Origin of the sequence: Methylosinus sp. C49 (assembly GCF_009936375.1) — a bacterium.
In the GTDB taxonomy this organism is placed as follows: domain Bacteria; phylum Pseudomonadota; class Alphaproteobacteria; order Rhizobiales; family Beijerinckiaceae; genus Methylosinus.
On sequence record NZ_AP022333.1, the window covers coordinates 12967 to 38094 of the forward strand.

The 25128-nt window shown below is 65.3% G+C and carries 28 protein-coding genes; 5 read left to right on the forward strand and 23 right to left on the reverse strand.

The window, feature by feature from the left end; genetic code table 11:
* Positions 1-41: 41 nt before the first annotated feature.
* Both GYH34_RS21820 and GYH34_RS18510 read left to right on the forward strand, forming a co-directional pair.
* On the forward strand, positions 42-251 hold the full coding sequence (locus GYH34_RS21820) for a hypothetical protein (RefSeq protein WP_197745468.1): 210 nt from the start codon (positions 42-44) through the stop codon (positions 249-251).
* 297 nt (positions 252-548) lie between these two features.
* Positions 549-2744: a TonB-dependent receptor gene (locus GYH34_RS18510; RefSeq protein ID WP_161915105.1), complete on the forward strand. Its 2196-nt coding sequence runs from the start codon at positions 549-551 to the stop codon at positions 2742-2744.
* A gap of 146 nt (positions 2745-2890) precedes the next feature.
* On the opposite strand, the gene GYH34_RS18515 is transcribed toward GYH34_RS18510, so the two are convergent.
* The 9 genes from GYH34_RS18515 to GYH34_RS18555 form a co-directional block, all read right to left on the reverse strand.
* On the reverse strand, positions 2891-3415 hold the full coding sequence (locus GYH34_RS18515; protein ID WP_161915106.1) for a hypothetical protein: 525 nt from the start codon (positions 3413-3415) through the stop codon (positions 2891-2893).
* Positions 3416-3419: 4 nt separating this feature from the next.
* Positions 3420-4025, reverse strand: coding sequence for a hypothetical protein (locus tag GYH34_RS18520; protein ID WP_161915107.1), 606 nt, complete (start codon positions 4023-4025; stop codon positions 3420-3422).
* Positions 4022-4651 (reverse strand): hypothetical protein, encoded by a 630-nt coding sequence (locus tag GYH34_RS18525; protein WP_161915108.1) that lies wholly within the window; start codon positions 4649-4651, stop codon positions 4022-4024. Before GYH34_RS18525 ends, GYH34_RS18520 begins: the two co-directional genes overlap by 4 nt.
* The gene (locus GYH34_RS18530) at positions 4648-5403 is read right to left on the reverse strand and encodes an ABC transporter ATP-binding protein (RefSeq protein WP_161915109.1); all 756 of its coding nucleotides are present in this window, start codon (positions 5401-5403) and stop codon (positions 4648-4650) included. Before GYH34_RS18530 ends, GYH34_RS18525 begins: the two co-directional genes overlap by 4 nt.
* Positions 5400-6458, reverse strand: a complete 1059-nt coding sequence (locus tag GYH34_RS18535) for an iron ABC transporter permease (RefSeq protein WP_161915110.1) — start codon at positions 6456-6458, stop codon at positions 5400-5402. The genes GYH34_RS18530 and GYH34_RS18535 overlap by 4 nt, the downstream gene beginning before the upstream one ends.
* Positions 6455-7546 (reverse strand): ABC transporter substrate-binding protein, encoded by a 1092-nt coding sequence (locus tag GYH34_RS18540; RefSeq protein ID WP_161915111.1) that lies wholly within the window; start codon positions 7544-7546, stop codon positions 6455-6457. The genes GYH34_RS18535 and GYH34_RS18540 overlap by 4 nt, the downstream gene beginning before the upstream one ends.
* A gap of 249 nt (positions 7547-7795) precedes the next feature.
* Complete coding sequence (locus GYH34_RS18545; protein ID WP_161915112.1) at positions 7796-8128, reverse strand: DUF3325 family protein; 333 nt, start codon at positions 8126-8128, stop codon at positions 7796-7798.
* Positions 8125-9663, reverse strand: coding sequence for a PepSY-associated TM helix domain-containing protein (locus GYH34_RS18550; RefSeq protein WP_161915113.1), 1539 nt, complete (start codon positions 9661-9663; stop codon positions 8125-8127). Before GYH34_RS18550 ends, GYH34_RS18545 begins: the two co-directional genes overlap by 4 nt.
* Positions 9660-9944: a DUF3649 domain-containing protein gene (locus tag GYH34_RS18555; protein ID WP_244635391.1), complete on the reverse strand. Its 285-nt coding sequence runs from the start codon at positions 9942-9944 to the stop codon at positions 9660-9662. The genes GYH34_RS18550 and GYH34_RS18555 overlap by 4 nt, the downstream gene beginning before the upstream one ends.
* A gap of 351 nt (positions 9945-10295) precedes the next feature.
* Between GYH34_RS18555 and GYH34_RS18560 the strand changes: the two genes are divergently transcribed.
* The 3 genes from GYH34_RS18560 to GYH34_RS18570 all read left to right on the forward strand — a co-directional run bounded on the left by GYH34_RS18560 (position 10296) and on the right by GYH34_RS18570 (position 13705).
* Complete coding sequence (locus tag GYH34_RS18560) at positions 10296-12521, forward strand: TonB-dependent siderophore receptor (RefSeq protein ID WP_161915114.1); 2226 nt, start codon at positions 10296-10298, stop codon at positions 12519-12521.
* A 291-nt stretch (positions 12522-12812) separates the two neighbouring features.
* The gene (gene fldA, locus GYH34_RS18565) at positions 12813-13295 is read left to right on the forward strand and encodes a flavodoxin FldA (RefSeq protein ID WP_161915115.1); all 483 of its coding nucleotides are present in this window, start codon (positions 12813-12815) and stop codon (positions 13293-13295) included.
* A gap of 20 nt (positions 13296-13315) precedes the next feature.
* On the forward strand, positions 13316-13705 hold the full coding sequence (locus GYH34_RS18570) for a DUF2023 family protein (protein ID WP_256367052.1): 390 nt from the start codon (positions 13316-13318) through the stop codon (positions 13703-13705).
* Positions 13706-13912: 207 nt separating this feature from the next.
* On the opposite strand, the gene GYH34_RS18575 is transcribed toward GYH34_RS18570, so the two are convergent.
* The 14 genes from GYH34_RS18575 to GYH34_RS18635 all read right to left on the reverse strand — a co-directional run bounded on the left by GYH34_RS18575 (position 13913) and on the right by GYH34_RS18635 (position 25017).
* Positions 13913-15220, reverse strand: coding sequence for a glycosyltransferase family 2 protein (locus tag GYH34_RS18575; RefSeq protein WP_161915116.1), 1308 nt, complete (start codon positions 15218-15220; stop codon positions 13913-13915).
* Positions 15221-15287: 67 nt separating this feature from the next.
* Entirely contained in the window at positions 15288-15635 is a 348-nt protein-coding gene (locus GYH34_RS18580) for a hypothetical protein (protein ID WP_244635393.1), read from the reverse strand.
* 79 nt (positions 15636-15714) lie between these two features.
* Positions 15715-16413: a transglycosylase SLT domain-containing protein gene (locus GYH34_RS18585; protein ID WP_244635394.1), complete on the reverse strand. Its 699-nt coding sequence runs from the start codon at positions 16411-16413 to the stop codon at positions 15715-15717.
* A gap of 38 nt (positions 16414-16451) precedes the next feature.
* Positions 16452-16913 (reverse strand): YbaB/EbfC family DNA-binding protein, encoded by a 462-nt coding sequence (locus GYH34_RS18590; RefSeq protein ID WP_161915117.1) that lies wholly within the window; start codon positions 16911-16913, stop codon positions 16452-16454.
* 109 nt (positions 16914-17022) lie between these two features.
* Positions 17023-17481 (reverse strand): hypothetical protein, encoded by a 459-nt coding sequence (locus GYH34_RS21690; RefSeq protein WP_162561588.1) that lies wholly within the window; start codon positions 17479-17481, stop codon positions 17023-17025.
* Positions 17478-18029, reverse strand: coding sequence for a type II secretion system protein GspM (gene gspM, locus GYH34_RS18595; RefSeq protein ID WP_161915118.1), 552 nt, complete (start codon positions 18027-18029; stop codon positions 17478-17480). Before gspM ends, GYH34_RS21690 begins: the two co-directional genes overlap by 4 nt.
* Before the next feature lie 4 nt (positions 18030-18033).
* Positions 18034-19077 carry a PilN domain-containing protein gene (locus GYH34_RS18600; protein ID WP_244635412.1) on the reverse strand — a complete coding sequence of 348 codons (1044 nt, stop codon included), beginning with the start codon at positions 19075-19077 and terminating at the stop codon, positions 18034-18036.
* A gap of 5 nt (positions 19078-19082) precedes the next feature.
* Complete coding sequence (locus GYH34_RS18605) at positions 19083-20036, reverse strand: type II secretion system protein GspK (protein WP_161915120.1); 954 nt, start codon at positions 20034-20036, stop codon at positions 19083-19085.
* A complete protein-coding gene (locus GYH34_RS18610) occupies positions 20033-20794 on the reverse strand; it encodes a prepilin-type N-terminal cleavage/methylation domain-containing protein (RefSeq protein WP_161915121.1) in 762 nt (253 codons plus the stop codon). Before GYH34_RS18610 ends, GYH34_RS18605 begins: the two co-directional genes overlap by 4 nt.
* 6 nt (positions 20795-20800) lie before the next feature.
* Positions 20801-21238, reverse strand: coding sequence for a prepilin-type N-terminal cleavage/methylation domain-containing protein (locus GYH34_RS18615; protein ID WP_161915122.1), 438 nt, complete (start codon positions 21236-21238; stop codon positions 20801-20803).
* The gene (locus GYH34_RS18620; protein ID WP_348983921.1) at positions 21228-21680 is read right to left on the reverse strand and encodes a prepilin-type N-terminal cleavage/methylation domain-containing protein; all 453 of its coding nucleotides are present in this window, start codon (positions 21678-21680) and stop codon (positions 21228-21230) included. The genes GYH34_RS18615 and GYH34_RS18620 overlap by 11 nt, the downstream gene beginning before the upstream one ends.
* Positions 21658-22143 carry a type II secretion system major pseudopilin GspG gene (gspG, locus tag GYH34_RS18625; protein ID WP_161915124.1) on the reverse strand — a complete coding sequence of 162 codons (486 nt, stop codon included), beginning with the start codon at positions 22141-22143 and terminating at the stop codon, positions 21658-21660. The genes GYH34_RS18620 and gspG overlap by 23 nt, the downstream gene beginning before the upstream one ends.
* The gene (locus GYH34_RS18630; protein WP_161915125.1) at positions 22140-23345 is read right to left on the reverse strand and encodes a type II secretion system F family protein; all 1206 of its coding nucleotides are present in this window, start codon (positions 23343-23345) and stop codon (positions 22140-22142) included. The genes gspG and GYH34_RS18630 overlap by 4 nt, the downstream gene beginning before the upstream one ends.
* A 4-nt stretch (positions 23346-23349) precedes the next feature.
* Positions 23350-25017, reverse strand: coding sequence for a GspE/PulE family protein (locus tag GYH34_RS18635; protein WP_161915126.1), 1668 nt, complete (start codon positions 25015-25017; stop codon positions 23350-23352).
* Positions 25018-25128: the final 111 nt, after the last annotated feature.

Genomic DNA, 25128 nt, shown 5'->3' on the forward strand with positions numbered 1-25128 from the left:
GCTACGCCGGCGCCGGGCTGCCGCTGCTCGGCGTCGCGCTGATGATCGCGGAGGCGTTTCTCCCGTCTTTCGGAGCCGGCGGGATCGGCGGCGTCGCCGCTTTCACTTTCGGCTCGCCGCTGCTGTTTCGTGGCGCGCCCGGCATCGCGCTGTCGTGGCCGGTCATCCTCGGCGCGACCGCGACCAGCGCGGGCATTTTCGCTCTCGCCCTGTTGCCGATCCGCCAACGCATTCGGCGCCCCTCTCAGTAAGTCGAGACCGCCCTGCTCCAGGGTGCTCCCGACGCAGCGACAAAATCGAGCCGCCCCGCATCCAGCAATCCCAGATCATCATGGCCAGCTCTCGTGGCGGAAGCGCGGCGGCGTCGCCCAGAATCGAGCTGGCCCGACAACTTGCGCGCAGCATCGGCGGCATAAGCACAGATACTTGCGAATATGTCTAATCTACCCGGTAAACGGCCTTTATTGGAAATGTTTCAGCCACCGAGCGCCTGTTACTTCGTTATCAGTAGTCCTCGGTCGATAGTACAGCCGAGCGAGGTCGGAATCATGTCGCGTGTCAATATCGAAGCATCCTCCACCGTCGCATCGACGCTCCTCTTGTCGCTCGTCATGGGTCACGCTCTCGCGCAGGAAGCCTTGCCGCCGATCGATGTGGCGGCGCAGTCATCGGATGACGGCGGGCGAGGGAAAGAACGCCGGCCCGTCGTCGGACCGCTCGGTCCCACATATGCGGAGACGAAGAGCCTGAAGCAAATCACGCAGACGATCTCTGTCGTCGATCGACAGCAGATCGAGCTCACCAATCCTACGGGTCTTCTCGAAATCCTCGCTCAGGCGCCCGGCGTCGCCATTGCGCGCGCGGGTGGAATCGGCGGACAGATCTATCTGCGCGGCTTCAGCTCCAACACGATGCGCTCGCCGCTCTATGTCGACGGCGATCGCCTGCACGGCCGCAACACGCTACAGCTCAATTACTTCGCGCCCGAAGAAATCGAGCAGGTCGAGGTGATCCGCGGGCCGGCCTCCGTGCTCTATGGCAGCGACGCGCTCACCGGCCTCGTCAATGTCGTCACGCGACGCCCGTCGTCCGATGTCGACGCTCCTTTCCGCTTCACACGCGGCGGCGCCTCGTTCGGCTACGCGAGCGCGGCGACGGCGCTCAGCACATATGAATGGGCGGAGGGCGCCGGCGATGGATTCTCGGTGCGAGGCGGCATAGCGGGACGCAAAGGCCTCTCCTACGAGACGCCGTTGGGCGTGGCGCGCAACGGCGACTACCGCAGCATCGGCGGCGATTTCTCGCTCGGCTATTCGCCGACGCCGGATCAACGTTTTTCGGCGAGCTTTCGCGGCTATGTGGAAACGGACGGACGCGCGGGCGGCGTCGGCGGCGCGCCAGGCTACCCCTATCTCAATGTGCGGCAGAGCCCCAACGAGCTGCTGATGGGCCGCCTCGCCTATTCGGGCGATTTCACCGGCGGCCTGATCTCCCATGTCGAAGCGTCCGCCTATGTGAATTATTTCGACACGCATCTCGCCACGATCAATACGACGAGCGCAAAGCAGACGGTGTTCTCGGACAGCCATGTGATCGGGCCGGTCGTCATCGGCGGACGCGTGCTCGCCGTGGCGCCCTGGTCGATCGACGGCTTCGGCTCGGTGGTGACGAAATTCGGCGGCGACGCTTTTTATGAGCGCCGCCCCGGCAGCCTCGGAACTTCCGTCACCGCCACGCTCTCCAATGGCGTGGTGACGGCGCTGCGATATTCGCCGCTCACCCAATCCGTGCCGGAATCCTTCCAGACCAATGGCGGCATTTTCATGCTGCACGAATGGACGCCGTTCGAAGCGCTCACCGTCTCCGCCGGCGGCCGGCTCGACTATTTCAACACGCGCACACGTCTGTCGCCGCTCGCTTCCGCCGCGCTGCTGTCCGCCTATGTGGCCAATAGCGACACCGACCGGCTGGCGCCGACGGGCAGCATCGGCGCCGTGCTGCGCGTCGCGCCCGCTCTCGACGTCGTCGGCAACATATCGACGGCCTTCCGCCATCCGACCAACTCCGAGCTGTTCAATTCGACGGCGACCTCGCTGCCCAATCCGAATCTGCAGCCGGAGACCGGCGTGACCTATGAAGGCGGGCTTCGTCTCCATGTCGCGGAGGCGACCGCCAGCATCACAGGCTTCCACAGCGTCTATCACAATCTTCTGCAGACGCAGTCGGTCACCTATATGGGCGTGTCGACTTACACGCAGAGCCAGAACGTCGGCCGCGCCGAAATCGATGGCGTCGAATTCGAAGGACGCTGGCAAGCGACGCCGGAACTCAATCTCTTCGGCAATTTCACCATGCTCGAGGGCACGAACACGACGACCGGGCGGCCTTTGCCCTCTATCGCGCCGTTCCGTGCGCGCTTCGGGGCACAGGTCGCGCCGCCCGGCGCCGGCTATTCGCTGCAGGCCGTGCTCAACGCCGCCGCCGGCAAAACGCGCATCGACACGACGCAGGAATACAAGACGTCCGGCTATGTGGTGCTGAACCTCTATTCGAGCTTCGACCTCGGCGTGCTGATCTCGCCGAAGCTCGGCGATACGCGCCTCAGCGTCGGCCTCGAGAATGTCTTCAATACCGCTTATGTCGACGCCGCGACCTTCGCCAATATCAATTATTCGCGCAGCGTGACCAATCCGCTGCTGGAGCCCGGGCGCAATTTCATCGTCAAGCTCACGCATAATTTCTGAGGCGGCTTCCACGCGCTCGCCTCGCATGGGGAGGCGAGCGCGCCCGAGGCTCCCGCCAGCAAAAGCTCAGGAGAGCGGCGGACCAACCGAAAGAAGGCGAGCCATAGGCCCGCCTTCTTTTGTCGTCCTCTCTATGTCCGGGCCGATCACGAAGCCGCGCTCGGCGCCGCGTCATAGGCCTCTTCCGCCGGCAGGCTCATCAGGCGATCGGCCATGTCCTGCTTCAGCCATTCGAGCCGCTCTTTGTCTTCTGGCGTCGTCGCGCCACGACGCGCGAGCTCGATGAACTCGGCGCGCACGACGCCTGGACGTACGGTCACATCGACGCTGGCGCCGCGATAGGCGAAGCGGAAGAAATAACGCCCGCGCGGACTCTCGATGACATCGGCTCCGCCGAGATCGAGATCGACCGTATAGCGCCCGCCGGTGACGGAGCGCGTCGCCATTTCGATCGCATCGCGTCCGCCGGGGCCGGGGAATGCGGTGGCGATCGTCACCTCATAGCGCTCCGGCCGACCGTCGGCGCAGAGCAGCGGAAAAGCGCGCTGCATCGCCTTGAAGCCATGCGCGGCCCCGCCGATGAAGCTGCGGCCGTGATATTTGAGAATATCCGCGAAGGAGATCGCAATCGGCTCGCCATGATCCAGCACCGTCAACGAATCGTTGGACATATTTTCAGAACTCCTCCTTCAGCCAGGGCAGAAAGCCGTCGAGAAATCGCGTCGCCGCCGGCATGAAATGCGATCCATGATGATAGAACGGGTCGAGGCTCGTCACCAGCATGCGGCCCTTCGTCGTCGCCTCGTCGAGATAGAGAACGGAGCGTCCCTCGGCGTCGTCGATCAATGAGCGCGCGCCATCGGGCGGAGAGAAGACGCCATGCAAATGCCAGGCGATGTCATTCGCGCCGATGCGCGCGAACAGCGGATGCTCTGGATCTGCGATCGACAGGCCGAGGCTCGCGCCGGGCTCTAGCCACCACCACCAATTGGTCGGCACGTTGGTGAAGCGGATCGACGGCAGCCATAGATGCTGATCCGTCTCGCCCATGGCGACGACGGCGCCGCCGCAATCGAGATAGTCCGCGAGACGCGCGCGATGCGGCGCGAGCCGACTCGCGGGCGTTCGGCATGGCGCGAGCACGATGTCGAAGCGCGACAGATCGATATCGCCCAGATCTTCCGGCCGCACGAGCGCGTCGAAGAGACGCGCATAGCGCGGCGCCTCCAGCGTTTCGCAGTGATAGGCCGTTCCCGGATGAATGGCGAGAATGCGAGTCATGACCAGATCGCCGTTGCTCCTGCGCACCAGGCGACGATTCGCTCCGCGAGCGCGACATTGACGGAAGACTCGTCGCAGACGGTCCAGAGATCATTGCCGGCGTGCATCAGCAGCGCGCCGCCGGCGGGCCGCTCCCAGGCCCAATCGATCGGCGCCGCCCGCGGGCCGACGCCGGTCAGCGCGTGGCCGCCCGGCGGCGGCGGCGAATGTCCGCGGCCATAGAAGCCGGCGACGCCGCGCCGCGTCTCCAACCGCGCGCGGTCGATCCCCTCGAAGACGGCGTGCTCGTCGAGCGCGACCAGCGCGAAATCGGCGCGGCGCCCGGCGCCGAGCGGAACGAAAGGCGCGAGCTCCGGCAGGAATGGCCGCGCGAGATGGCCCATGAAGGCGAGCCGCCCGCCGCGATCGAAGAAAGTTTCGAGCGCAATCGATCGGCGCGCGAAATCCACTTGGTCGAGATGCATCGTCGTGATGAGGCCGCGCGCCGCCACGAGGCGCGAGTCGTCCAGCTCCGTCTGCCGCACGATGGTGAGCGCGCCAGCCGCGCGCGGCGCGTCGAAAGCCTTCGGCGGCGGTCCGTCGCCGCTCAGCACGAGCAGAGTCTCGCGGTCGGCGGCGGCCGTCATGGCGCGGCCCCCGCGAACACCGGGACAACGGTCTCGATCGGCGCGCGGCCTTCATCCTCGAGCGTGACGCGCCGCACGGGCAGGCCATAGAGGCGCGTCAGATTGGCTTCGTTCAGAATGGCGCGCGTCGGGCCGATCGAATGTTCCGAGGGTCCCAACATGAGCAGCGCGTCGTCGGCGACGCTCAGCGCATGCTGCGGCAGATGCGTCGAGAACAATATGGCGTGACGCCCCTGCCGCTTCACCTCGCTCAGCACTGTGAGCAGGCGGTTCTGATTGGCGAGATCGAGCGCCGAGGCCGGCTCGTCGAGGACCAGCGCCGGCGAGCCCGTGGCGAGCGCGCGGGCGAGCAGCACGATCTGCCGCTCGCCGCCGGAGAGCCGGTCGAACGGCCGCTCGGCGAAATCGCGCGCGCCGACGAGCTCCAGCGCCTCGAGCGCGGCGCGATAGTCGACTGCGCCGGGCGCGCCGAACAGGCCGAGGCCGCGCGCCCGGCCCATAACGACGACATCGAGAGCGCGATAGGGAATATCTGCGCCGATCGATTGCGACACATAGCCAATGACGGATGGCGCGATGCGGCGGCCGGCGGAGAGCGGAACGAGCCCGGCGAGGGCCTTGATGAGCGTCGTCTTGCCGCGCCCGTTCGGACCCAGCACGGCGAGGATGCGGCCCGCCTCGAGCATGAAGGAGATGTCGGTGAAGATCCACCGCCGGCCACGCTGCGCGCCGGCCTTCTCGAAACCGATCATCCCGCGAGCTCCTTGCGGCGCGTCTGCCGCAGCAGAGCGGCGAAGACCGGCGCGCCGATCAGCGCGGTGATGACGCCGAGCGGTATCTCAGCCGCCGTGGCGCTGCGCGCGAGGCTGTCCACGAGCAGAAGATAGGATGCGCCGAGCGCCGCGGAAACGGGCAGCAACGCCCGCTGATCGGAGCCGACCAGGAGACGCGCCGCATGCGGAACGACCAGCCCCACCCAGCCGACGACGCCGGCGACGGCGACTGCCGCGCCCTCTATGAGCGCGACAGCGCCGAAGACGAGCCAGCGGTCGCGCTCGACCGGAAGGCCGAGGGCGCGCGCCTCCTCCTCGCCGAGCGAGAGGACGTTGATGCGGAAGCGCATGAGCCAGAGCATCGCCACGCCGACGAGAACGCCGGGCGCCGCAACGCCGAGGCGCGCCCAGGTCGCGGCCGAGAAGCTGCCCATCAGCCAGAACACGATCGCCGGCAGCGAGCTGTTCGGATCGGCGAGAAACTGCAGCAGCGAGACAAGCGCCGCGAACAGAGCGCCGATGACGACGCCGGTCAGCACCAGCATCACCGTGTCGCTGCGGCCCTCGACGCGCGCCAAGGCTCCGACCAGCACAAGCGCGACGGCGCCGAAGGCGAAAGCCCCGCCGATGAGCGCGAAGCCGCTGAAGCCGAGCGTGATGGCGAGCGCGCCGCCGAAGGCCGCGCCGGGCGACACGCCGAGAATCTGCGGCGCCACCAGCGGATTGCGGAACACGCCCTGCAGCGCCGCGCCGCTCACGGCGAGCCCTGCGCCGCACAGCGCGGCGAGCAGAACGCGCGGCGCGCGCACGAGCAGAATGATGCGCTCGTCCATCGCGCTCCAATCCGCCGTCAATGGCGAGACGCGCGCCAGCAATATTGCGATCGCCTTTTGCGGCGCGATCTGAAAGCGCCCGACGCAGAGCGCCGTCAGCGCGGCGACGACAAACAGCACGAGGACGGCGAGCGCTCCCACCCAGCGTGGAAGCGCGCGCTTTTGCGGCGTGTCGCCGCTCGCGGTCACGAGCAGGCTCATTTCGACTCGCTCGCCGCGAAGCGATCATAAAAGCGCGCGTCGCCGTTGATCTGCATGCGAAGCACCTCGTCCATATCCGCTCGCGACGGCGTCTGGCCGTAGAGCAGCCGATAGGCGTGCGCGATCTCCGCGCGCAGATCATAGTGGAAGGCATCGGGATAGAGGAGATCGGCGAGCCACATCCAGGTCAGCGGGCTCTCCTGGCTGGGCGGGTCCCAGCGATAGCCGCCGATCGGCATTTTATAGACCCGGCGCTCGCGCGCGGCGCGCGTCGCCGACAATATCTCGTCGTCATAAATGCGCGCGGGCGTGAGCTTCTCCTCGAAGCCGTTGAGGAGGATCACATCCGGGTCCCATTGCGCGATCTGCTCGGCGTTGATCGCGGGCGCGCCCGCGAGACCCTCGGCGGCGTTGCGGCCGCCGACGAGGCGGATGTAGAAATCATTGTAGCTGTTCGCGCCCGCCGCCGCGAGCCCGCTCGCAGCGCGTTGCAGATAGACGACACGCAGCCGCCGCGCTTCTGGAATGTCGCGCGCCGTCTTTTCTATGTCGATGATCGTCGCAGCGCGCCAGGCGATCAGCTCTTTCGCGCGCTCCGGCTTGCCGGCGATATCCGCCATCAGCGTGAGATTGCCACGCGCGAGCGACTCCGTTCCATAGCGCAACAGCGCTGTTCGAATGCCGGCGTTGCGCAATGGGCCGACGATGTCGTCGCCGCGATCGCCCCATTGCACGACGACATCTGGATCGAGCAGAGCGAGCGTCTCGACATTTGGCATGAATCCATCCGCGCCGACGCCGGCGACGGACGCGTCGATGGCGCGCGCCTGCGGAAACATGCGTCCGAGCAGACCCTCGTCGATCGCTTTCTTCGAAGAGGGATGCATCCCGACGAGTCGCTGCGCCGAGCCGTCCACAGCGATGAAGGACGAGGCGGAGGGCATGGGAATGGTGACGACACGTCGCGCCGGATGGGGAAGACACACCTCCCGTCCCGCGAGATCGCCAAAACAATCGGCATGCGCACGCAGAGTTGCGCAAGAAGCGACGAGCAGCGCCGCACCGCCGACCATTCCCACTCGATTCATGCCTACCTCGTAGAATGCGATGTGCGGAGCTACGTTCGTCGACTCTTCGAAGCGCGTCGGACAGCCGACCGGTCTAACGACGATTGCAGCGCGATCGCTCATTCGCACACAAAGCTCTGTGAGCTGGTCGTTCGAGTCAATGGCGTCGCACGGTTCTTGGAATTGTTGCAACGTCTTCTACTTGGACCGGCTCATTCGACGACCGTCGCTATTCATGAATTCTACGCCACGGCCGTCGACGAGCAGACCTCACATTGCGCTGAAGATCGTCTCGAAAATTGCGATTGGACCCGCGAGAATGGCGACGGCCGCCGCGACACGGGGAGCGAGGGCGAGCAGGACGGCCGCCAGCAGAGCGCCGAGAGACGCGGCGACGACGAACACGACGGCGCCGATCGAGGCGCTCCGCCACAATGTCGCCGAACAGAAAGCACAGATCAAAAGCGCGCAGCTCGCGAATCGCGCTGCGATCTTGTCCGTCGTGTAGGCTCGATGCCCGAAGACCTGCTGGTGGTGGCGATCCATCGCCAGCGCCGCCGCGAACGAGCTGCAATAGCCGAGAACGAAAACAGACGGAGTCATGGGACGAGCTCTCTCTCGCGCGTCCGGTCGTTGATTTTGTCGCGCGTGTGTTCTTCGCGCAGCTTTCTCGCGATCACTGCGAACACGCTGCCGATTGCCGCCATGGCGGCGTCGAATCCCAGGAAAGCTCGATCGTAGGATGCGATCTCGCCGCTGCGATAGGCCTCCACATCGGCGAGCGGCAAAGCGGCGAAGGCGCCAGCGGCGACGAGCAGCATCGGCGTCCAGGGCGTGCGGCGCCAAGGGAGAAGGGAGACGAGGAGCACTGCGAGCCATGTCGAAAAGAACGCGATAGGCTCGCCCAGCAGACGACCAGGGGAAGCGGAAGGAATCAGCCTGTTCGCCCAGAAATACGCCGCCACTGCAATCGGCAATCCGACGATCACGCCGAGATTCAGCCTCTCGACGAGAAACAATCCCATGCGCGACGTCTCACGTCGACGCGCGCTAACCGACCACAGCACGAGGCCCGTCCCGATCATCGCCGTCGCTGTCGCCCCGCAAATGAACAGGCACGCCCGCAGAGCCGCATCGGCGAAGCGACCGATATGCAGACCGTACATCGTCATCTGAGCAGCGACGACCGCCGACGGCGGCGACTGCGGAATCGATCTCCCTTCCGGTCCGATGAAGCGCAGCTTGTCATAGCGATAGGCCAGCGTTTCGGATGCGTCGCGCGTCAGCTCGATGAGCGTTCCGACCTCGCCCGGCCGATAAATTTCGATCACGCCGACACGACCGCCCGCCCAGCGTCGTCGCGCTTCCGCGAGCAGCGACGCAATGGGCGCGAGAGGCGCAGGGTCGGAGACCGCCGGCGTCGGCGCGACGAGACCGGCTTCTACGAGCAGAGCTTGCGCGCGCCCCTCGTAAGCGACGTGGATTCCCCACGGCATATAGAGGAACATCAAAGCGACCAGTCCCGTATAGGTGATGACGAGATGGAAGGGCAAGGCCAGCACGCCAGAGATATTATGGCCGTCGAGCCAGGCGCGCTGACGCGTCGCATCGGGCCGAAAGGTGAAGAAGTCGGCGAATAGGCGCTTATGCGCGACGACGCCGCTGACGAGAGTGACCAGCATCACGATCGCCGCGAGGCCGACGAGCAAGCGTCCCCAGATCGACGGCATCTGAAGATCGAAGTGGAAGTAATAGAGAAAGTCGCCGCCGAGCGTCGCGCGCGCCGGAGAGGGCGCCCCGCTCGCCGGATCGAGCCATTCGTGAACGAAGCTCGGCCCCTTTCCTGATTTGCGCCAGAGATGAATCTCCGTCGCCGGCTCACGCGCATTCGGCAAGGTCACGCGCCAGCGTTCGGCGTCGGCGCCGATCGTTCGAAGACGGCGCAAGGCGCCATCCGCGATCCGCGCGTCATCGCCCGCATCTATGGAGAAGCCGAGCTCCGGGCGCATCCAATGGGAAATCTCGGAGCGGTAGTAGGTCGCGCTGCCCGTGAGAAAAATCGCATAGAGGAGCCAGCCCGCCAGCAGACCGGCCCAACCGTGGAGCCAGAGCATCGAACGAAAGAACGATCCCTTCACGACGCGCTCCACGACAGGGAGAGCATTGTCGCTGCTACGAGCAGCAGAGCGCCGAGCAGGAGCCCGAGCCATGCGCGAAGCGCGCTCGAGGCCGAAAAGCACCAGAGGAACGCGCCGACATAGACGGCGAAGCTCGTCAGCATTCCGACGAGCACGACATCGGCGCGGGAGTCTCGCGACGAAACCGAGCAGGCGACGGCGAAGAGGGAGGCGAGCGCATAGCCGCCGACGATCGCCGCAATGGTTCGGAAACAAATTCCGAGCCGTTGCTTCGTAGCCATGCGCTGAACCAACCTCGACAAGACGCGCTCGCTCCTTCGGTCGAAGCTTCGCCTTTCGTGAATGAAGGCGAAAGGCTTCCGATGGTGGGGCATAAGACGGTGGGCGCGCGCTCGCGCGCCTGCCGCGTCATTCGACTGTGAGCTTACCGCAGAACTCCGCTGATTGCGCTATCGACGATCGCCTTCGCATAGCAGTCTGGAAAACTTCCACTATGGGCCTTTCGGCGCACAGATTGGAAGCATTCGTCGATCGTGATCGTCATTGCTCGTGATAGAGCGTGATCTCCGCCATATCGCGTCGTTCGCTCTCGCGCCTTCGACGCGCGCGCAGTCTCGGGGGAGCATTGCGTCATGTCATTCATCAAATCGCATCGCGGTCGCGCGATCGCGCGTCAGCGCCGTCTCGACGCCATCGCGATCGGTTGTCTCCTCTCCGTCACGCCAGTCCTGGCCGAGGAGCAGCCGATCGCTCTGGATGCGATCGATATCGGCGCCGCGCGACCAACGGGCGGCAAGCGCAAGACCGACGATAACGCCGCCATTGTCGCGAAAGGGGGCTCCGCCGCGACAAAGACGAGCACACCGCTGCTGGAGACGCCGCAATCGGTGACGGTCGTCACGCGCGAGCAGCTCGATCTTCAAGGTTCGCCGACGATCTACGACGCCTTGCGCTACACGACCGGCGTCGGCGGCGAGCGCGGCGTCAATCTCACTGATGATTCCTTCAATCTGCGCGGCTTCGCCGCCGGCCTCGCGAGCGCGCCGATGGCGATCTATCGCGACGGCCTCAAGCAGCTCGGCGGCACGTATGCGGAGCCCTCCGAACCCTACGGATTGGAGCGCATCGAGGTCATTCGCGGCCCGGCCTCCGTGCTCTACGGCCAGATCGCGCCAGGCGGCCTCATCAATCTCGTCACCAAGCGTCCGTCGACCGAGCCGCTGCACGAGCTGGAAGCGCAGCTCGGCAGCTTCGATCGCAAGCAGATTGCCGGCGACTTTCGCGGCGCGATCGATCCAGCAGGCGTCTGGTCCTATCGTCTGACTGGCCTCTTCCGTGATAGCGACACGATGGTGAGCCATGTCCCGGATGATCGCCGCTACATTGCGCCGGCGCTACGATTCGAGCCATCGTCCGACACGTCCCTGACGCTTCTCGCACGCTATCAGGACAGTCGCACCGCGTTCAATTGGGGCCTGCCGGCGATTGGAAGCGTCGCGTACAACCTCAATGGCGTCTTGTCGAGACACACATTCTCGGGAGAGCCCAATTTCGACAAATACACGACCGAGGTCTATGCGGTCGGATATCAGTTCGAGCACCGCTTCAGCGACATGTTCACGGTGCGGCAGAACTTCAATCGCTGGGGATCAGCGCTCGAATGGGATTCGGCCTATGGCAGCTCGCTTCAGGCGAACGGGCGCTATCTCAACCGCTTCGGCTACAGCCGCCGCGACACATATGGCAGCTGGACCGTCGACAATCAGCTCGAGGCGCGCTTCGACACCGGCCCGCTCGAGCATAAGGCGCTCATCGGACTGGATTATCAAAACTATCGCTGGAACTACAAGACTTGGCGCGGAACGGTCGCGGCGCTCGATCTGTTCAACCCGGTCTATGGCTCGCCAGTCGTCCTCGGCTCGACGCCCAATATCGACAATCTAATTCTCAACGATCAGCTCGGCGTCTATTTCCAGGATCAGATCAAGCTCGACGGACATTGGCTCATCACGGGAGGCGGCCGTCAGGATTGGACGACCCAGACCAGTTACGCCTATCGCGCCGGCACGGTCACGCCATCCAATCAGGACGCCTTCACCGGTCGCGCGGCGCTCATGTATCTCTTCGACGAAGGCGTGTCGCCCTATGCGAGCTACTCGAGATCTTTCGAGCCGCAGACCGCGATGGACTACACGGGCGCGCTGCTGAAGGCGAAGACGGGTGAGCAATATGAGGTCGGCTTCAAGCTCCAGCCGCCGGGCTCCGATTATATGTTCAGCTTCGCGGCCTATCAGCTGACGCAGCAGAATGTCCCGAGCGCCGATCCGGACGCTTCGCATCGTCTGATCAATCCGTCGGCGCAGATATCGATCGGCGAGGTGCGCTCGCGCGGTTTCGAGCTCGAAGGGAAGGCGACGATCGACCGCGATCTCGATCTCATCGGCTCCTACACTTTCACCGAAAACAAGATCATGCAGAGCGCCACCGGCACGCAGGGACAATCCATGCCGGGCGTCGCCCGCAATGCTTTCGCGGTGTGGTTCAATTATCGGCCGGACTTCGCAGCGCTCGGCGTGCGAGAGCCGAATCTGCTGCAGGGGCTGAGCTTCGGCGCCGGCTTGCGCTACACTGGTCCGAGCTTTTCGCCGCCGCTCGCCGCCCGCGCTAGCGTCTACCGCGTCCCGGATTATGCGGTGCTCGACGCGATGATCGGATATGAGCGCGACAATTGGCGCCTCGCATTGAACGTCTCCAACCTTCTCGACAATGCTTATGTCGCCGCCTGCTATTACAGCGCGCCGGAATGCTTCTATGGCGAGCGACGCAAGCTCGTGGCCACGTTGCGCTATCGCTGGTGAAAGAGCGCGTTGTCCACTCGCGTCTGGAATTGGGCTGGCGCCTTCGGAGCGCGGAGCCCGATCAGCGTCGGCAGCGAGGGGGCGCCGAGGACACGCCTGCAATGCATGCCCGATCATTGGATCGACATCCGTCCGCACAGGCGGCCTCGTCGTTCTTCCCGTCGGCCCTTTTTCGATTTGGAATAAATACAATATATCGCCCATTTATACAAATAATCCAAAGTATAGACTATTTACGCCAAAATAGCGGGGCGCTACCTTGGCGCGTTCGACTCGATAGAGAGGTGGCGCATGAGCATCACGGTCATTTTTGGTTCGGACGGCGGAGCGACGAAGGGAGTCGCTTCCCGGATTTCCAAGAAATGTCAGGGGCGAGCGGTCGACATAAAAGATGCGACAGCGGATGATTTTGAAAATTGCCACCTGCTCATTCTCGGCTCGCCGACCTATGGCGACGGCACGCTCCAATCGGATTGGGAAGAAAATATCGACAAGCTCCGCAGCGCCAATTTGCAAGGTAAGACGGTCGCTCTGTTCGGCACGGGCGATCAGCAGACCTATCCACATTCTTTCGTGGACGCCATGGGCATTCTCTATGACGAGGTGCTCGCGCTCGGCGCCCGTGTCGTCGGCTTCACCGAGACCGGGGGCTATGATTATCTCGGCTCCACTGCGGAGCGAGACGGCAAATTCGTGGGCTTGGCGCTCGATCTGGACACTCAGTCCGGCATGACCGAAAAAAGAGTGACCGCATGGCTGAGCAAGCTTCTTTGATGAGCGAGGCAGTTCGGCCTTTGGCCCTGTCCCGACAGTCCGCGGACGCGGCTTCGATCTCGAGGCTCTTTCACCACCATCTGTATGAGCTCAGTCGTGGCGTTCGCGCGCTGTTTCTGATGACGCTCAGTCGCTCGGAGCTGGAAGTCGTGCGCGCGAAGCTGCAGGCGCAAGGCCTCGATTACTTCGTCCAGCAGCTCAGTCCGATCAAAGCCAATCTCTTCTTCGGACGACCTGCCTTCGTCGCCGTGGCGCGCGCCCTGGTGACGCGTCCGCTGAATGCGCTGACGGCGGAGGAGGATTTCATGCTCGGCACGCTGCTCGGCTATGATTGCGAGCAGCAGTGCCGACGCTTTCTCGCGCGTTCGTCGCGCGCCGAGCTCGCCGAGCTGCCTCCGGCAGCTGAATGAAAGAGACGAGACTTGCCCCGAGCGCGCGGCACGCGGAGTGGCTCTGTCGCGCATTTTTCTCGCAGGTCGGTTGGGGCTATGATCGCCGGGCGTGGGCCAGGCGGGATGGTCCGATGATCGATTTCAACGGCGGCCATTTCGGCTCTGTCGCACATTGAGATAGGGACTGCCGGGCGCGCCGCAGCAGCCGACAATGCGGATCGGATATCAGAAATGCCAAAGCCGATCGCCGATCTTCGTCATCGTCGTAAGGCTCATCGAGCGACCCGTCGTCAGGAAGAGTTCGGCCAGAGGTCTAATCCAGGGGCGCGGCTCTCGTCTTTTCGCCTGGACTCGCCGCTTGCCGCAGCGCTTCACGCTCGTCGACAAATGTTCGAACGCGTCGAGACCGAGACGCGCGCGAATTGAATCCCCCCGCGTCTCTAGTCGCATTTCGATATAGCGCGCGAGGCTCTCGAACTGCTGAAAGTCTGGATGGTCCACATAGGAGTTTTGCAGGCAGACGAGAGCGCTGACATAGCGGTCAGCGCCGATGCGCTCCGCGAGCTCGTCCACATGGTCGATCAGACGATCCACGACCGCGCGCCAGGCGAAATACTCGGCCCTGAAAGCTTTGAAGGGCGCTGCGCTATGGACTCCGCAGAGTTCCGCGTGGCTCGCGAATCCGTTTCCGCCGTGGATTCGATAAATGGTGAGGGGCGCATCGATGAGCGCGGCGCCGCTCAGAAGCCGCACGCCTTTGTTCAGATAAGTATCTCCGTGGAATCGAAGATCCATGAGAGGGCCGTCGCCGAGAAGCAATGTCAGGGCGTCTCGTCTGAAACAATTCCCCGACGTCGGCGCATAGACCCAGTCCTCCGAACCGAGCGGGTCCACGAAGTGCACGCGGGATTCGACATCGTCGAGCGGCGCGCGCTCGAATGGCCAAAAGCCTCTCGCGGCGGCGTCGATGCGACGCAGGCGCTCTTTGCGCAATCCGCGCCCTGACGCGACATAATCGCTGAGGGCGGTCCAGGACGATCTGACGATGCGGCCATTGATCGACTGGAACATATCCGACGAGGTGAAGCCGACCGCGAGCCGTAGCGAGAGATGAACGTAGAGATGCGTCTCGACGAAGGCTGGAAGGAGCATATCGTCGGCGTCCAAATAGACGACATATTCGCCGGAGCTGGCCGCGAGGCCCGTTCTGAACGCGGTTGTCTGCCCCAAATTGTCCTTGTGGGATATAATACGAACATGCGGTTCGTGGCGACGAATGCTCTCCAGGACGATATCGCTATCGTCGGTCGAGGCGTCGTCGACGATGATGCACTCGATATGCGGATAAGTCTGAGCGAAGACCGAATCCAACGCTTCGCGCAGGAATCGCCCGTAATTGTAATTGGTGATGATTATGCTGACCAACGGCAAGAGGCCCGCCAGATCGTGGCCGGACGCGCGCGGGTTCGAAAGATGGCGCAGTTTGTTGTCGCCATCTTCTATCTTCTGAAATTGCGCGAAGTTTTCCAACATGACCAACTCTACCCTTCAGATTGCCCCCGCCCGGATCGCGTCCGGCGTCCATGCGAGAGCGGCGACTTCAACGTCGCAACATCGGCGATCCGGCGTTGACTGCCGGCTCGCGATAAGGGACGGCCGAAATTCCAAAATTCCTTCCATACTGCTGGCGTATGGCCGGCAGGTTCACGACGCCGGTCTTCAGGTCGGACGATCGAGCGTCGACGGGAGGAGCCTCGATGATCGGGCGAATGCGCTCGACGTCGCGCCTCAGCCGTCGATTGAGGCAGCCGAAAACCAAGTCGCCGCCGATTTGAACATCGACGCAGTTTCGCGCCTCAGCCATCGGCGACGCTGCGCCGCCGATGATGATTTCTCCATTCGGCGTCGCGACGTCATTGGCATGACACGGCGCGACGAGCGGCATCATCAGAATAGCGAGACCGAGACATCTCATGTTTCGTCCCTTCGAACGATCGATACGTAGCCATGGCCGCCGACGAAAGGCCTCAACGCAACCGCACGGCGTTCGCGTTCGCTTGTATGACGATATGATCGAGGCGCATGTTGATCGCGTCGAAATCGGGCTCGACCCGGCGGGACGCCGCGAGGCAATTTCGACGACATCCGACGACGAGCGCCGAGCGGAGGCGAGACGGCGCCGCGTCGCCGAAGGTGGCGATCGGAACGATGCCGGCGACAGGATATCCGCGCGCCATGAGCTTGGCGCGCACGGCGAGGCAATAATCGACGGAGCGATGCGAAAAGCGCGTTTCTCCATGGCCTGCGCGATATTTCATGACCGCCGTGCAAAGATCGCCGCCAGCGAGCCGCCAGGCGCCGGCGAGATATTTCACGCCATAACGAATATTGGTCTCGGGAACGGCGAGCCCCTCCATCCGACCATCGAATCCCAGCGCTCGCGCCGTCGAGGGCAGCACTTGCATGAGGCCGATCTCGCCGACCGAGCCGAGCGCCTTGGGATCATAGCCGCTCTCGACGGCCATGACGGCGTCGGCGATCTCGCCCGGCATTCCAGCGCGGCGCGCTTCGCTTTCGGCCAGCGCGCGATAGAGGGCTGGCGAGCCCGGCCGCGCCGCCGCCGTTTCCGGCGCCTTCGCCGAGCCTCGTTCGCTCGTCTCTTCGGCCGCGAGAGGCCGGGCGGCTGCGAGCGCGCCGAGCATCGCCGCAGCGAGCAGGCGAGCCACGCGCGCCTCGGCCGCGCTCCGACTATGCGCCCCGTGTCTCAATTCTTCGCCTGCAGCGATAGTTTCAAATGCAGCGGTTGCGACATGTCGGCCGGCGGCGGCGCGCCGACCTCCTGTCGCGTCAAAAGCGCACGCACCGCCTCGGTATCCGCGGCATCGAACCCCTCCAAATCGACGCGCTCGACCGTCCCGTTAGCCAAAATCCAGAGACGCGCCACGATGGTCGACGGCGAGTCGCTCTGCTGCGAGCGCGCTTCCAGGGACATTCGCAGGCGGCGGGTCTGCTCGCTGTCCTGGCCGAGCCAGTCCTGAACCCGACGCCCGACGAGCAATGCATAATCCCGCCATGCGGCGGGAACGCCGTCCGCCGAGTGATAGGCGGCGGCCTGCGTCGGCGCGGCTCCGTGGAGCAAGGCGCTCGCAGCGACGAGCCCGAGGCCGAGCCGTTTCGCGAGAGTTTCCGCCAATCCATAGAGCGGCGATCGTCTGTGTTGCGCCATTGCGACTCTCGTCGGCTCGTGAATAGGCCCGCATGCGGGCGCGACCTATTCACGAGACGATGCGCGAGAGCGAAACCCGAAGCGTCACCGTAAAATTTCTTTCGAGAGATCAGCGCTGCGCATTCTTGCGCGCGGTCTTCGTCGTCATGCGCCTCGTCTCGAACATCGCGAATGTCTTGCTGCGCTCATCCTGCCCAAAAATGATCCGTGTCGGTTCTATCCGCGTTATTTTCCAACCATTTATATCGTCACCGACGCGAGCGGCGCGAACCTTGTCCATCGGATTGGGCCGGATGAAAGCGCGCGTTCCTTGCGCGTCGGTCAGCACGCCGAGCAGCACGATGGCCGGCGGCTCGGGTGGGGGCGGCGGCGGCTCGGCGTCGCGATGCGCCGTCGGGGTCGGCGGCGGCCGGCGGCTCGGCGAGAACAAAGGGCGGTCGCGCGTCGCGGCGAAGCGCTCGAGCGGCTGGCGCGCGAGCGGATTGGCGTCGGCGTGGGGCGGCGTCTCCTGCGCCGGGACATGCGAGGCGGCGAAAAGGGTGAGAGCGACGAGCAGCGAGCGTCTCATGACGCCGTCCGGCGCCAATGGGCGCGAAGATTCAAGGTGACGCGCAGAAGCGGCTGCGAGCCGCCGCGTCGCGCCCCGTCCAGCGGCTGGAGCGAGAACGCCTCGACAAAGACATAAGGCGTCCCCGCCTCCAGCTCATAGAGCAGCGCCTGCAGCGCCGAGAGCTCCATGTCGAAGGTCGTCTGCAATTGGACGGCGTCTGCCGCCTCCTTGCCCATCGGCGGCGGGGCGTTGGACGAGGTCAGAGCGGCGTGCTGGGCCGCGACGAGGCGCGTGACATGGGCCTGTAATTGCGCGCCGGCGAGCGCTGCGGTCGGCGCGGCGAGAAACGCCGCCTCCGGCGCGACGGCCCGGTCTCCCGGGCCGCCGGCGCGCTTTTGCGCCGCTTCGAGCCGCGCCAGCGCGTCGCGACGTTGGGCGTTCTCCTCGGCCGCTCCGCCACGCCCGGCGAGCGCGAACAGCGCCGCCGCCCCGCAGACGAGGACGAGCCCCGCCAGCGCGCCGAGCGCCGCGCCTTCTTCGCGATTTATCCGAAGATCGAGCCGCATCGCATCATCCTCCCGCCGGAGTGAGGCGCGCCGCGACACGCGCCTCTATGCTGAATGTGAAGAGCCTGCCGTCGGGGCCGCGCGTGGTCGGCGCAAAGAAGCGCGCCTGCGACAGCGGCCCGGAGGCTTCGCATGCGGCGATCAGCGCCGGCGCGTCCTCGGCGAGGCCGATGAGCCGCAGCTTATCGGCCTCGAGCCGGAGCTCTGTCAGATAGGCGCCGTCCGGCAGGCCGCGCGATAGGGCTTCGAGGAGATGAACGGCGGAAATCGACGTTTCCTTGCGCGCCCAAGCGCGCTGCCGCGGGGGGAGAGCGGCTATGATCCGCGGATCCTCGCCGGCGCGCGCCTGCTTCTGTAACGCGCGCGCACGCGCCGTGAGCGCTTCATTCTCGTCTTGCAGCGAGGCCGCGGAGATCGCAGCCCAGAGGCCGACGATGGCGCAGATCGCCACATAGGCGGCGACGCCGCCGCCTATGGCGAGGCGCAGACGCCCCCGCCCCTGCGCCGCCTGCCGCATATTGCGGGACCACAGGACCACGGAGGCCTCGCCGTCCTGCGTCGCGACGACCCTGTCGACCGTGAGGCCGCGCGCGCCGAGCTCCGCGCAGGCCGCGTCGACCTCGCCGCGCGAGACGATACAGACGCGCACATCGAGGCTGCCCGGCTGCGCGCCGGGCGCGGCGGCGAGCCCATAGACGATCTCCGCGACCGGCCAGGGCGACAGGCGATCGAGCCGATTGTCGACGACGCCGCTCATGAACTCCCGCGCCTTTTCCGGCAGCGTGATGCGGCGCGTCACGATGCGTTCCTGCGGCCATTCGAGCAGCACGATCTCTCTGCGCGCGCGGCGTCGAATCTCCTCGGGAAAGGCGCCCGCCTCCGCGGCGACGAACGCCGACCCGCCGGGATCCGCGCCGGAGCGAAGACGAAAGCCGCCGGTCTCGCGGGAAACGAGAAGAGCCCCGCGACCGCGCCAAATCTCGCGCAGACGTTCGGCGAGCTGCGCCAGCACGTCGATCCAATGAATGAGGAAATCTGCGCCGAACATGAATTTCACTCGAAAAATCCGCGTTCGCCGGCGTCGATCGGCGTCGGCTTCTGCTCGAAGAAGAGCACACGATAAGGCTGTCGATCCTTCGGCAATATGACAATGACCGCTTCCGCCGCCGCCGCATATCCATCCGCGAGGGCGACCGTGATCCGCAGCCGCGCCACCGAACGGGTCGCGAGCTTGGCGTAGCGGGCGGCCGGCCCGAGAATTTGCTCGATCCGCGCCGGCTCGATCGGAGAAACGCTCCGCGCTTCGAGCAGCTGCTCGACTTTGGCCTCGGTCATCTCGGGCAAGGCGCGCAGGATCTGCGGCGGCGCCGTCGCGACGTTCACCGTCTCGGCGCCGAAGACCGTCACATAGGGGGCGACGAGGCCCACATAGGACGGCGTCACGGCGGGGATCTGCGCCAATTGATCGACATTGGTGAAGACCTGCTCCAAATCCCGCTTTTCCGGCGGCTTCTCGCCCGGCTGCGGCTTCGCCGCGCCGGGGTTTTCGCCTTGCGGCGGCGGCGGTTCGGCGGGCTCTTTATGAGCGGCCGTCTTCACCTGACCGTCGCGCCACAGCACGATGGCGCGAGCAACCTCATTGGCGTCGGGCGCGCCGACCTCAGCGAAGAGCGAAGCGAAAACCTCCAGCGGCGCCTTGTTGATGTCGATCCTGCCGAGCTCGTCGCCGAGCCGCACGCGCGCGGCGCCCGTCGAAAGGGAAATGCGCGTCTCCACCGGCCTCAGCGGCCGCCCATGATATTTGGCGAGAAGGTCCGCCCCGGCTTCCAACCCGGCGGTGAACAGCGCCTCCGCCTGCACGCGATCTCTATCGACGGCGAGAACGCCGGCGAAACCGCGAAACCCCGCCCCCGCCGCCATCGCGAGGGTCGAAAGCAGCGCGATCGTCCACAACACGGCGACGAGCACGACGCCGCGGCGCGGATCGAGGCGGGAGCCGCTTCTCATGTCGGCTCCTTCGGCGGTTCCGACGCTTTCTTCTCGCTCGGCGCAGCGGTCTTGCCTGGCAGGCAGTCGCCCCCTTCGCGCGCGCAGGCGGCGGGCGCATCGGCAAACAGGATGAATTGCGCGCCGGCGGCGAGATCGGCGCCGGTCGCCGGGTCGGCGAGCCGCAAGCGCACGACGCGCGGCAATTCGGTTTCCCCCTTCCAGCTGTCGGTCCAGACGAGCGCGCCGCGCGCATCCATGCGCGCGAAGTCGAATGAAATGTCGTATCGGCCTTCGAGCAGCGCTACTGCGTCTGCCGCCGCCTCGGCGAGAAGGCCGGCGCGCGGCCCGAGCCAGACAGAGCGCCGACGCACCAGCCGCGTCACGCCGTCGCGCAGCGGCTCGACCTCGAGAGTCACCGCCTCCTCCCGCGCAGCGCGGGCGCCGACGGCGCTCCCGGTGACGAAGACGATGCGCCCCGGCCCGCCCTCGAAAGCGACGGGCGCGGCCCTTTTTTCCTTGCCCTTCGGCATTTCGACGCTCCCCGCGACGAAGCGCGCGGCGCCGAAATCGCGCGACAGACGATCCATCGCCAGCGCGAAACGTTCCGCCTCATTCACGCCGAGCGCCCCTCGATCGAAATAGAGCGCCACATGATGGACGAGCGCCGCCGCTCCGAAAATGATGGCGGCGGCGACGGCGAGCGCGGCCAGCGTCTCCACTAGGGTGAAGCCGGCGCGACTCCCTCTTTCCCCCCGTGAGCGGCTTCTGGCCATCATGCGCTCCTAACGCTCTTTTGCGAAACGGATCGTCTCGGCGGCGATCGACTGGCCCTCGCCCCAGGAGACGCGCGCCGCGACCCGATAGGCCGCCCATTTCGGCGCGTCATTCTCGTCCTTTTCCTTCGCTTTCTCGTCCTTTGCAGGCGGCGGATCGTCGAAGACCGGCGTGTCGAGAAAGATCGGCTTTGCGTCGATCCGCCAGCGAAAGCCGCCGGCCTCGCCATCCTGCGTTTTTGCGCCGCCCTCGCGATCGAAAGGCGCCTCTATGAGCGAGCGCAAGAGGAGCGCCGCATTCACCCGCCCCTTGCCGCTCGCCAGAATGCGCCGCCCTTGATATAGATGCGGGCCGAGCGCGCCGGCGAAGGCGACGAGCACAGCGAGAGCGACCAGCGCCTCGATGAGCGTGAAGCCCGCGCGCGGGCGCTTCGCGTCACGGCGCATGGATCGACACGCCGCCGGTGAACCAGTCGATGCGCACCTCATAGCGGAGGCTTTCCCGCTCGAAGGCGAGCGCCGCGCCCGTGGACGCGCCATCCGGCTCGAAGCGGACCACCGGCCGCAACGGGCCCGCGCCGCCATCGACGCCGAGCAGCGCCACTGCGACGTCGGCGGGGACGCGCACCGAGCCGCCGCTCTCGCCCAGCAACGCGCGCTTCTCGCCGTCCAGCGCCACATGACGGGGCCTGCCGCTCATCATCGCGCCGAGCCGCTCGCGCCGCAGCAGCGCCGCCACGTCGATCGCCAGCGCCTTCAGCCGCGCCCGGCCAGAGCCCGGCGCCAGCGTCACGGCGAGAGCCGAGATCAGGGCGATGATCATCATGACCGCCATCATCTCGATCAGCGTGAAACCGGCCCGCCGCTCAATTGTCCGCATTGGCGACATTGGGACGTTCTATGTTCGAAATATCGGCCGCGGTTCCGACGCCGCCCTCCTGGCCGTCCGAGCCGAGGGACATGATTTCGTACGGCGGAGTGTGGTCGACGGGGAAGCGATATTGATAGGGCTTGCCCCAGGGATCATTGGGAACGCGCCCGCCTTTCACATATGGCCCGCTCCACACGTCGACGTCGCTCGGACGCTGGACGAGAGCGGCGAGCCCTTCGGAAGCCGACGGATAGCGGCCGGCGTCGATATAGAAGAGATCGAGCGCGGAGGCGAAGCTCTCGATCTGAAGCTTTGCCGTTTTGACCCGCGACTCGCCGAGATAATTCAGCACGCGCGGGCCGACGAGCCCGAGAATGAGGCTGATGATCGTCAGCACGACGAGCATCTCGACGAGAGTATAGCCGGGGCTCGCGCCGCGAAGCAGGCGCGCAGCGCGCTCAGGAGGACATATTTTCTTCATAGGGCGAGCTCCGTTATGCTGAGAAGCGCGCTCATGATGGAAACGACGAGCGCGCCGACGATGACGCTGACGAAAATAATGGCGATCGGCCCGATCGCTCCCATGAGACGGTCGAGGCCGAGGTTCAGCCTATGCTCGTAGAACTGCGCCGCATGGGCGGCGATCGAGGCGAGATCGCCCGTCTCCTCGCCGACGCGCAACATTCGGACGGCGAGCGAAGGCAGCAAATCCGTCTCGGCGAGCGCCTCCGCGAAGCGCCGACCGCTGCGCACCTGCGCGAGCACTTTGTCGATCGCGGCGATCGCCACCGGATCCGCGACGATGTCGCGCAGGATTTTCAACGCCGTCGGCAGCGAGACGCCATTGCCGACGAGAAGACCGAGAGCGCTGATGAGGCGCGTGGTACGTGCGTCTCGCATCGGCCCGGCGACGCCCGGCGCTCTCGCGAGAACCGCGATCGCCCGGACACGCGCTTCTTTTCGGCTGAAGATCAGCCAGAGAAAAAAGGCCGAGGCCGCGCAGCCGGCGAGGAATGAATAGAGATTGTCGTGCAGCCACGCCGAAGCCGCCAGCACAAAGGCCGCGCCGCCGTTGAGACGATCGCCGATGTCTTTGAAGACAGGCTCGAATTGCGGCACGACATACACCAGGAAAAAAAACAGGATGAGAACAGCCGAGCCGATGAGAAACAAAGGATAGCGTATGGCGGAATTGATCCGTTCGCCGAGCAGCTCCTTGCGGGTGCGATCCTCGACGATGGCGCGCAGCACGGGCTCCAGCCGGCCCGACGCCTCACCCGCCCGCACCATCGCGACATAAGCCGGCTCGATGATCGCAGGATGACGCTCGAGCGCCTCGGCGAAACTATCGCCCGCGGAAATCGTCGCGCGAAGCGCCTCGGCGAAACGCATCATCGGCTTGCTCGCATCCTCCGCCAGAGTTTGCAGCCCCGCTTCCAAAGTCAGGCGAGAGCCGATCAGCAGCGCCAATTGCCGAAGGAAGATCGTGACGTCGCGCGCCGGCGGCGGCTGGACGCCTCCCGAAAGCGCGGCGAGCCGCCCTTTGGACGCGAGCTCCGCCTCTATGGGCATATGGCCGAGATATTCGATGCGACGAAGCACTTCCTCGCGAGTCGGCGCCTCGACTTCGCCCGAGACCACCTCCCCGGACGACGTCACTGCGCGATAATGAAACTGAGGCATGGGATCACATGCTCATGGTGACGCGGAAAATTTCGTCGATCGTCGTGAGTCCGGCTCGGCATTTGGCGACGCCGTCTTCTGTCATGGATGTCATGCCTTCGCCGCGCGCGACCTTCTCGAGCTCGCTCGCATCGGTCTTGGGTCCGATCGCCGCGCGCAGCGACGGGGAAGCCTCTATGACCTCGAACACGCCGCGGCGGCCGCGGAAGCCTGTGTAATTGCACCATTCGCAACCTTTTGGACGGTGCAGCGTCTCGCCTTCCGCGAAGCCGAGCGAGGCATAGCGCGCGTCCTCCGCAATATCCTGCGCCGTCAACGCATGTGGCTGCTTGCAATCTGGACAGAGGATGCGCACGAGGCGCTGGCCGATGATCGCGCGAACGCTCGAGGCGAGCAGAAAGCTCTCGACGCCCATATCGATGAGACGGGTGATCGCGCCCGCCGCCGTGTTGGTGTGCAGCGTCGTGAGCACGAGATGGCCGGTGAGCGCGGCGTGGACGCCGATATGCGCCGTCTCCGCGTCGCGCATCTCGCCGACCATGATGACGTCGGGGTCCTGGCGCAGAAAGGCGCGCAGCGCCGTCGCGAAGGTCAACCCGATACCGGGATGCACCTGCGTCTGATTGACGCCGGGAACCTGATATTCGACCGGATCCTCGATCGTCAGAATTTTCCGCGTCGGCTCGTTGATCTCGGCGAGCGAGGCGGCGAGCGTCGTCGTCTTGCCGGAGCCGGTCGGCCCGGTCACGACGATCATGCCGAATGGCGCCTGGAGATTCCGCTTCAATATATCGCCGTCGCGCTGCGACAAGCCGATCTGATCGAGCGCGACGACGCCCGAGCCCTTGCGTAGCAGACGGATGACCGCGCCCTCTCCGTAGAGGGTCGGCATCGTCGCGACGCGCAGATCGATCTCGGCGCCGGCGACGACGATGCGCGCCCGTCCGTCTTGCGGCAGGCGCCGCTCCGTGATGTTGAGGCCGGCCATGATCTTGAGGCGGGAGAGCAACCCCTTGGCCATGCTCATCGGCGGCGCCGGCGTCGCTTTCAAGAGGCCGTCGATGCGTAATCGCGCCTGCAAAGTTCCGGCGAAAGGCTCGATATGCAGATCTGTGGCGCGCTGCTCTACAGCGAGTCGCAGCAGATCGTCGAGAGCGCGCACCACGGGCGCGCCGCGCGCGAGATCGCGCAAATCGTCGAGATCGTCCGATCCGGCGCCTGCCTCGGCGGCCTCCGTCGCGGGCGCCGCTTGCTCTCCGCTGCACGCCGCCGCGAGAGCCGTGTCGATCTCGTCGGCGGTCGCCACGGCGATTTTCGCCTTGCTCTCCAACGCGGTCTCGATGGCGAGCAGCGTCTCCATATCCACCGGCGCAGCAATGGCCAGCATCAGACCATCGTCATCGTCCGCGAAGGGAAAGAGCCGACCTTCCTTCAAGAAGCGGTGCGAGAGGCGCCCGCCCGCGAAGTCGTCGGCCGAGAGCTCGCCGCGCTTGATACGCGCGCAGGCATAGAAATCCGCGAGCTCGTCAGCGAAATCGGAAGGCGTCAAACGGGTGAGGCTCGTCCAATCTATCTCGCCGGTCATGTCGCGACCGCGTACGCTTTCGAGCGCCTCCGCCTCGCGCACGACGCCCTTTCGGGAAAGATGCTCGAAAAATGCATTTTGAGACATGAAAGACCGCCGAAGTCAGGGCGCCGAGCAATACTCTCGAGTAGAGCCGCCAGTTTTGACGTCGTCATGACGGCCGCGCGTTCACACGCCAGACTCCGGCCACGGTTTCGT

Excerpts from the sequence above, each read along its gene's own strand:
- GYH34_RS18580 (WP_244635393.1), bottom strand. The coding sequence starts at position 15,635 with ATGATGCCGCTCGTCGCGCCGTGTCATGCCAATGACGTCGCGACGCCG.
- GYH34_RS18620 (WP_348983921.1), bottom strand. The coding sequence starts at position 21,680 with ATGTCGCCAATGCGGACAATTGAGCGGCGGGCCGGTTTCACGCTGATC.
- GYH34_RS18525 (WP_161915108.1), bottom strand. The coding sequence starts at position 4,651 with ATGACGGCCGCCGCCGACCGCGAGACTCTGCTCGTGCTGAGCGGCGAC.
- GYH34_RS18560 (WP_161915114.1), top strand. The coding sequence starts at position 10,296 with ATGTCATTCATCAAATCGCATCGCGGTCGCGCGATCGCGCGTCAGCGC.
- GYH34_RS18590 (WP_161915117.1), bottom strand. The coding sequence starts at position 16,913 with ATGGCGCAACACAGACGATCGCCGCTCTATGGATTGGCGGAAACTCTC.
- GYH34_RS18600 (WP_244635412.1), bottom strand. The coding sequence starts at position 19,077 with ATGTTCGGCGCAGATTTCCTCATTCATTGGATCGACGTGCTGGCGCAG.
- GYH34_RS18545 (WP_161915112.1), bottom strand. The coding sequence starts at position 8,128 with ATGACTCCGTCTGTTTTCGTTCTCGGCTATTGCAGCTCGTTCGCGGCG.
- GYH34_RS18555 (WP_244635391.1), bottom strand. The coding sequence starts at position 9,944 with ATGGCTACGAAGCAACGGCTCGGAATTTGTTTCCGAACCATTGCGGCG.
- GYH34_RS18610 (WP_161915121.1), bottom strand. The coding sequence starts at position 20,794 with ATGATGGCCAGAAGCCGCTCACGGGGGGAAAGAGGGAGTCGCGCCGGC.
- fldA (WP_161915115.1), top strand. The coding sequence starts at position 12,813 with ATGAGCATCACGGTCATTTTTGGTTCGGACGGCGGAGCGACGAAGGGA.
- GYH34_RS18535 (WP_161915110.1), bottom strand. The coding sequence starts at position 6,458 with ATGAGCCTGCTCGTGACCGCGAGCGGCGACACGCCGCAAAAGCGCGCG.
- gspG (WP_161915124.1), bottom strand. The coding sequence starts at position 22,143 with ATGAAGAAAATATGTCCTCCTGAGCGCGCTGCGCGCCTGCTTCGCGGC.
- GYH34_RS18615 (WP_161915122.1), bottom strand. The coding sequence starts at position 21,238 with ATGCGCCGTGACGCGAAGCGCCCGCGCGCGGGCTTCACGCTCATCGAG.
- GYH34_RS18530 (WP_161915109.1), bottom strand. The coding sequence starts at position 5,403 with ATGATCGGTTTCGAGAAGGCCGGCGCGCAGCGTGGCCGGCGGTGGATC.
- GYH34_RS18630 (WP_161915125.1), bottom strand. The coding sequence starts at position 23,345 with ATGCCTCAGTTTCATTATCGCGCAGTGACGTCGTCCGGGGAGGTGGTC.
- GYH34_RS18515 (WP_161915106.1), bottom strand. The coding sequence starts at position 3,415 with ATGTCCAACGATTCGTTGACGGTGCTGGATCATGGCGAGCCGATTGCG.
- GYH34_RS18575 (WP_161915116.1), bottom strand. The coding sequence starts at position 15,220 with ATGTTGGAAAACTTCGCGCAATTTCAGAAGATAGAAGATGGCGACAAC.
- GYH34_RS18605 (WP_161915120.1), bottom strand. The coding sequence starts at position 20,036 with ATGAGAAGCGGCTCCCGCCTCGATCCGCGCCGCGGCGTCGTGCTCGTC.
- GYH34_RS18510 (WP_161915105.1), top strand. The coding sequence starts at position 549 with ATGTCGCGTGTCAATATCGAAGCATCCTCCACCGTCGCATCGACGCTC.
- GYH34_RS21690 (WP_162561588.1), bottom strand. The coding sequence starts at position 17,481 with ATGAGACGCTCGCTGCTCGTCGCTCTCACCCTTTTCGCCGCCTCGCAT.
- GYH34_RS18520 (WP_161915107.1), bottom strand. The coding sequence starts at position 4,025 with ATGACTCGCATTCTCGCCATTCATCCGGGAACGGCCTATCACTGCGAA.
- GYH34_RS18635 (WP_161915126.1), bottom strand. The coding sequence starts at position 25,017 with ATGTCTCAAAATGCATTTTTCGAGCATCTTTCCCGAAAGGGCGTCGTG.
- GYH34_RS21820 (WP_197745468.1), top strand. The coding sequence starts at position 42 with ATGATCGCGGAGGCGTTTCTCCCGTCTTTCGGAGCCGGCGGGATCGGC.
- GYH34_RS18540 (WP_161915111.1), bottom strand. The coding sequence starts at position 7,546 with ATGAATCGAGTGGGAATGGTCGGCGGTGCGGCGCTGCTCGTCGCTTCT.
- gspM (WP_161915118.1), bottom strand. The coding sequence starts at position 18,029 with ATGCGGCTCGATCTTCGGATAAATCGCGAAGAAGGCGCGGCGCTCGGC.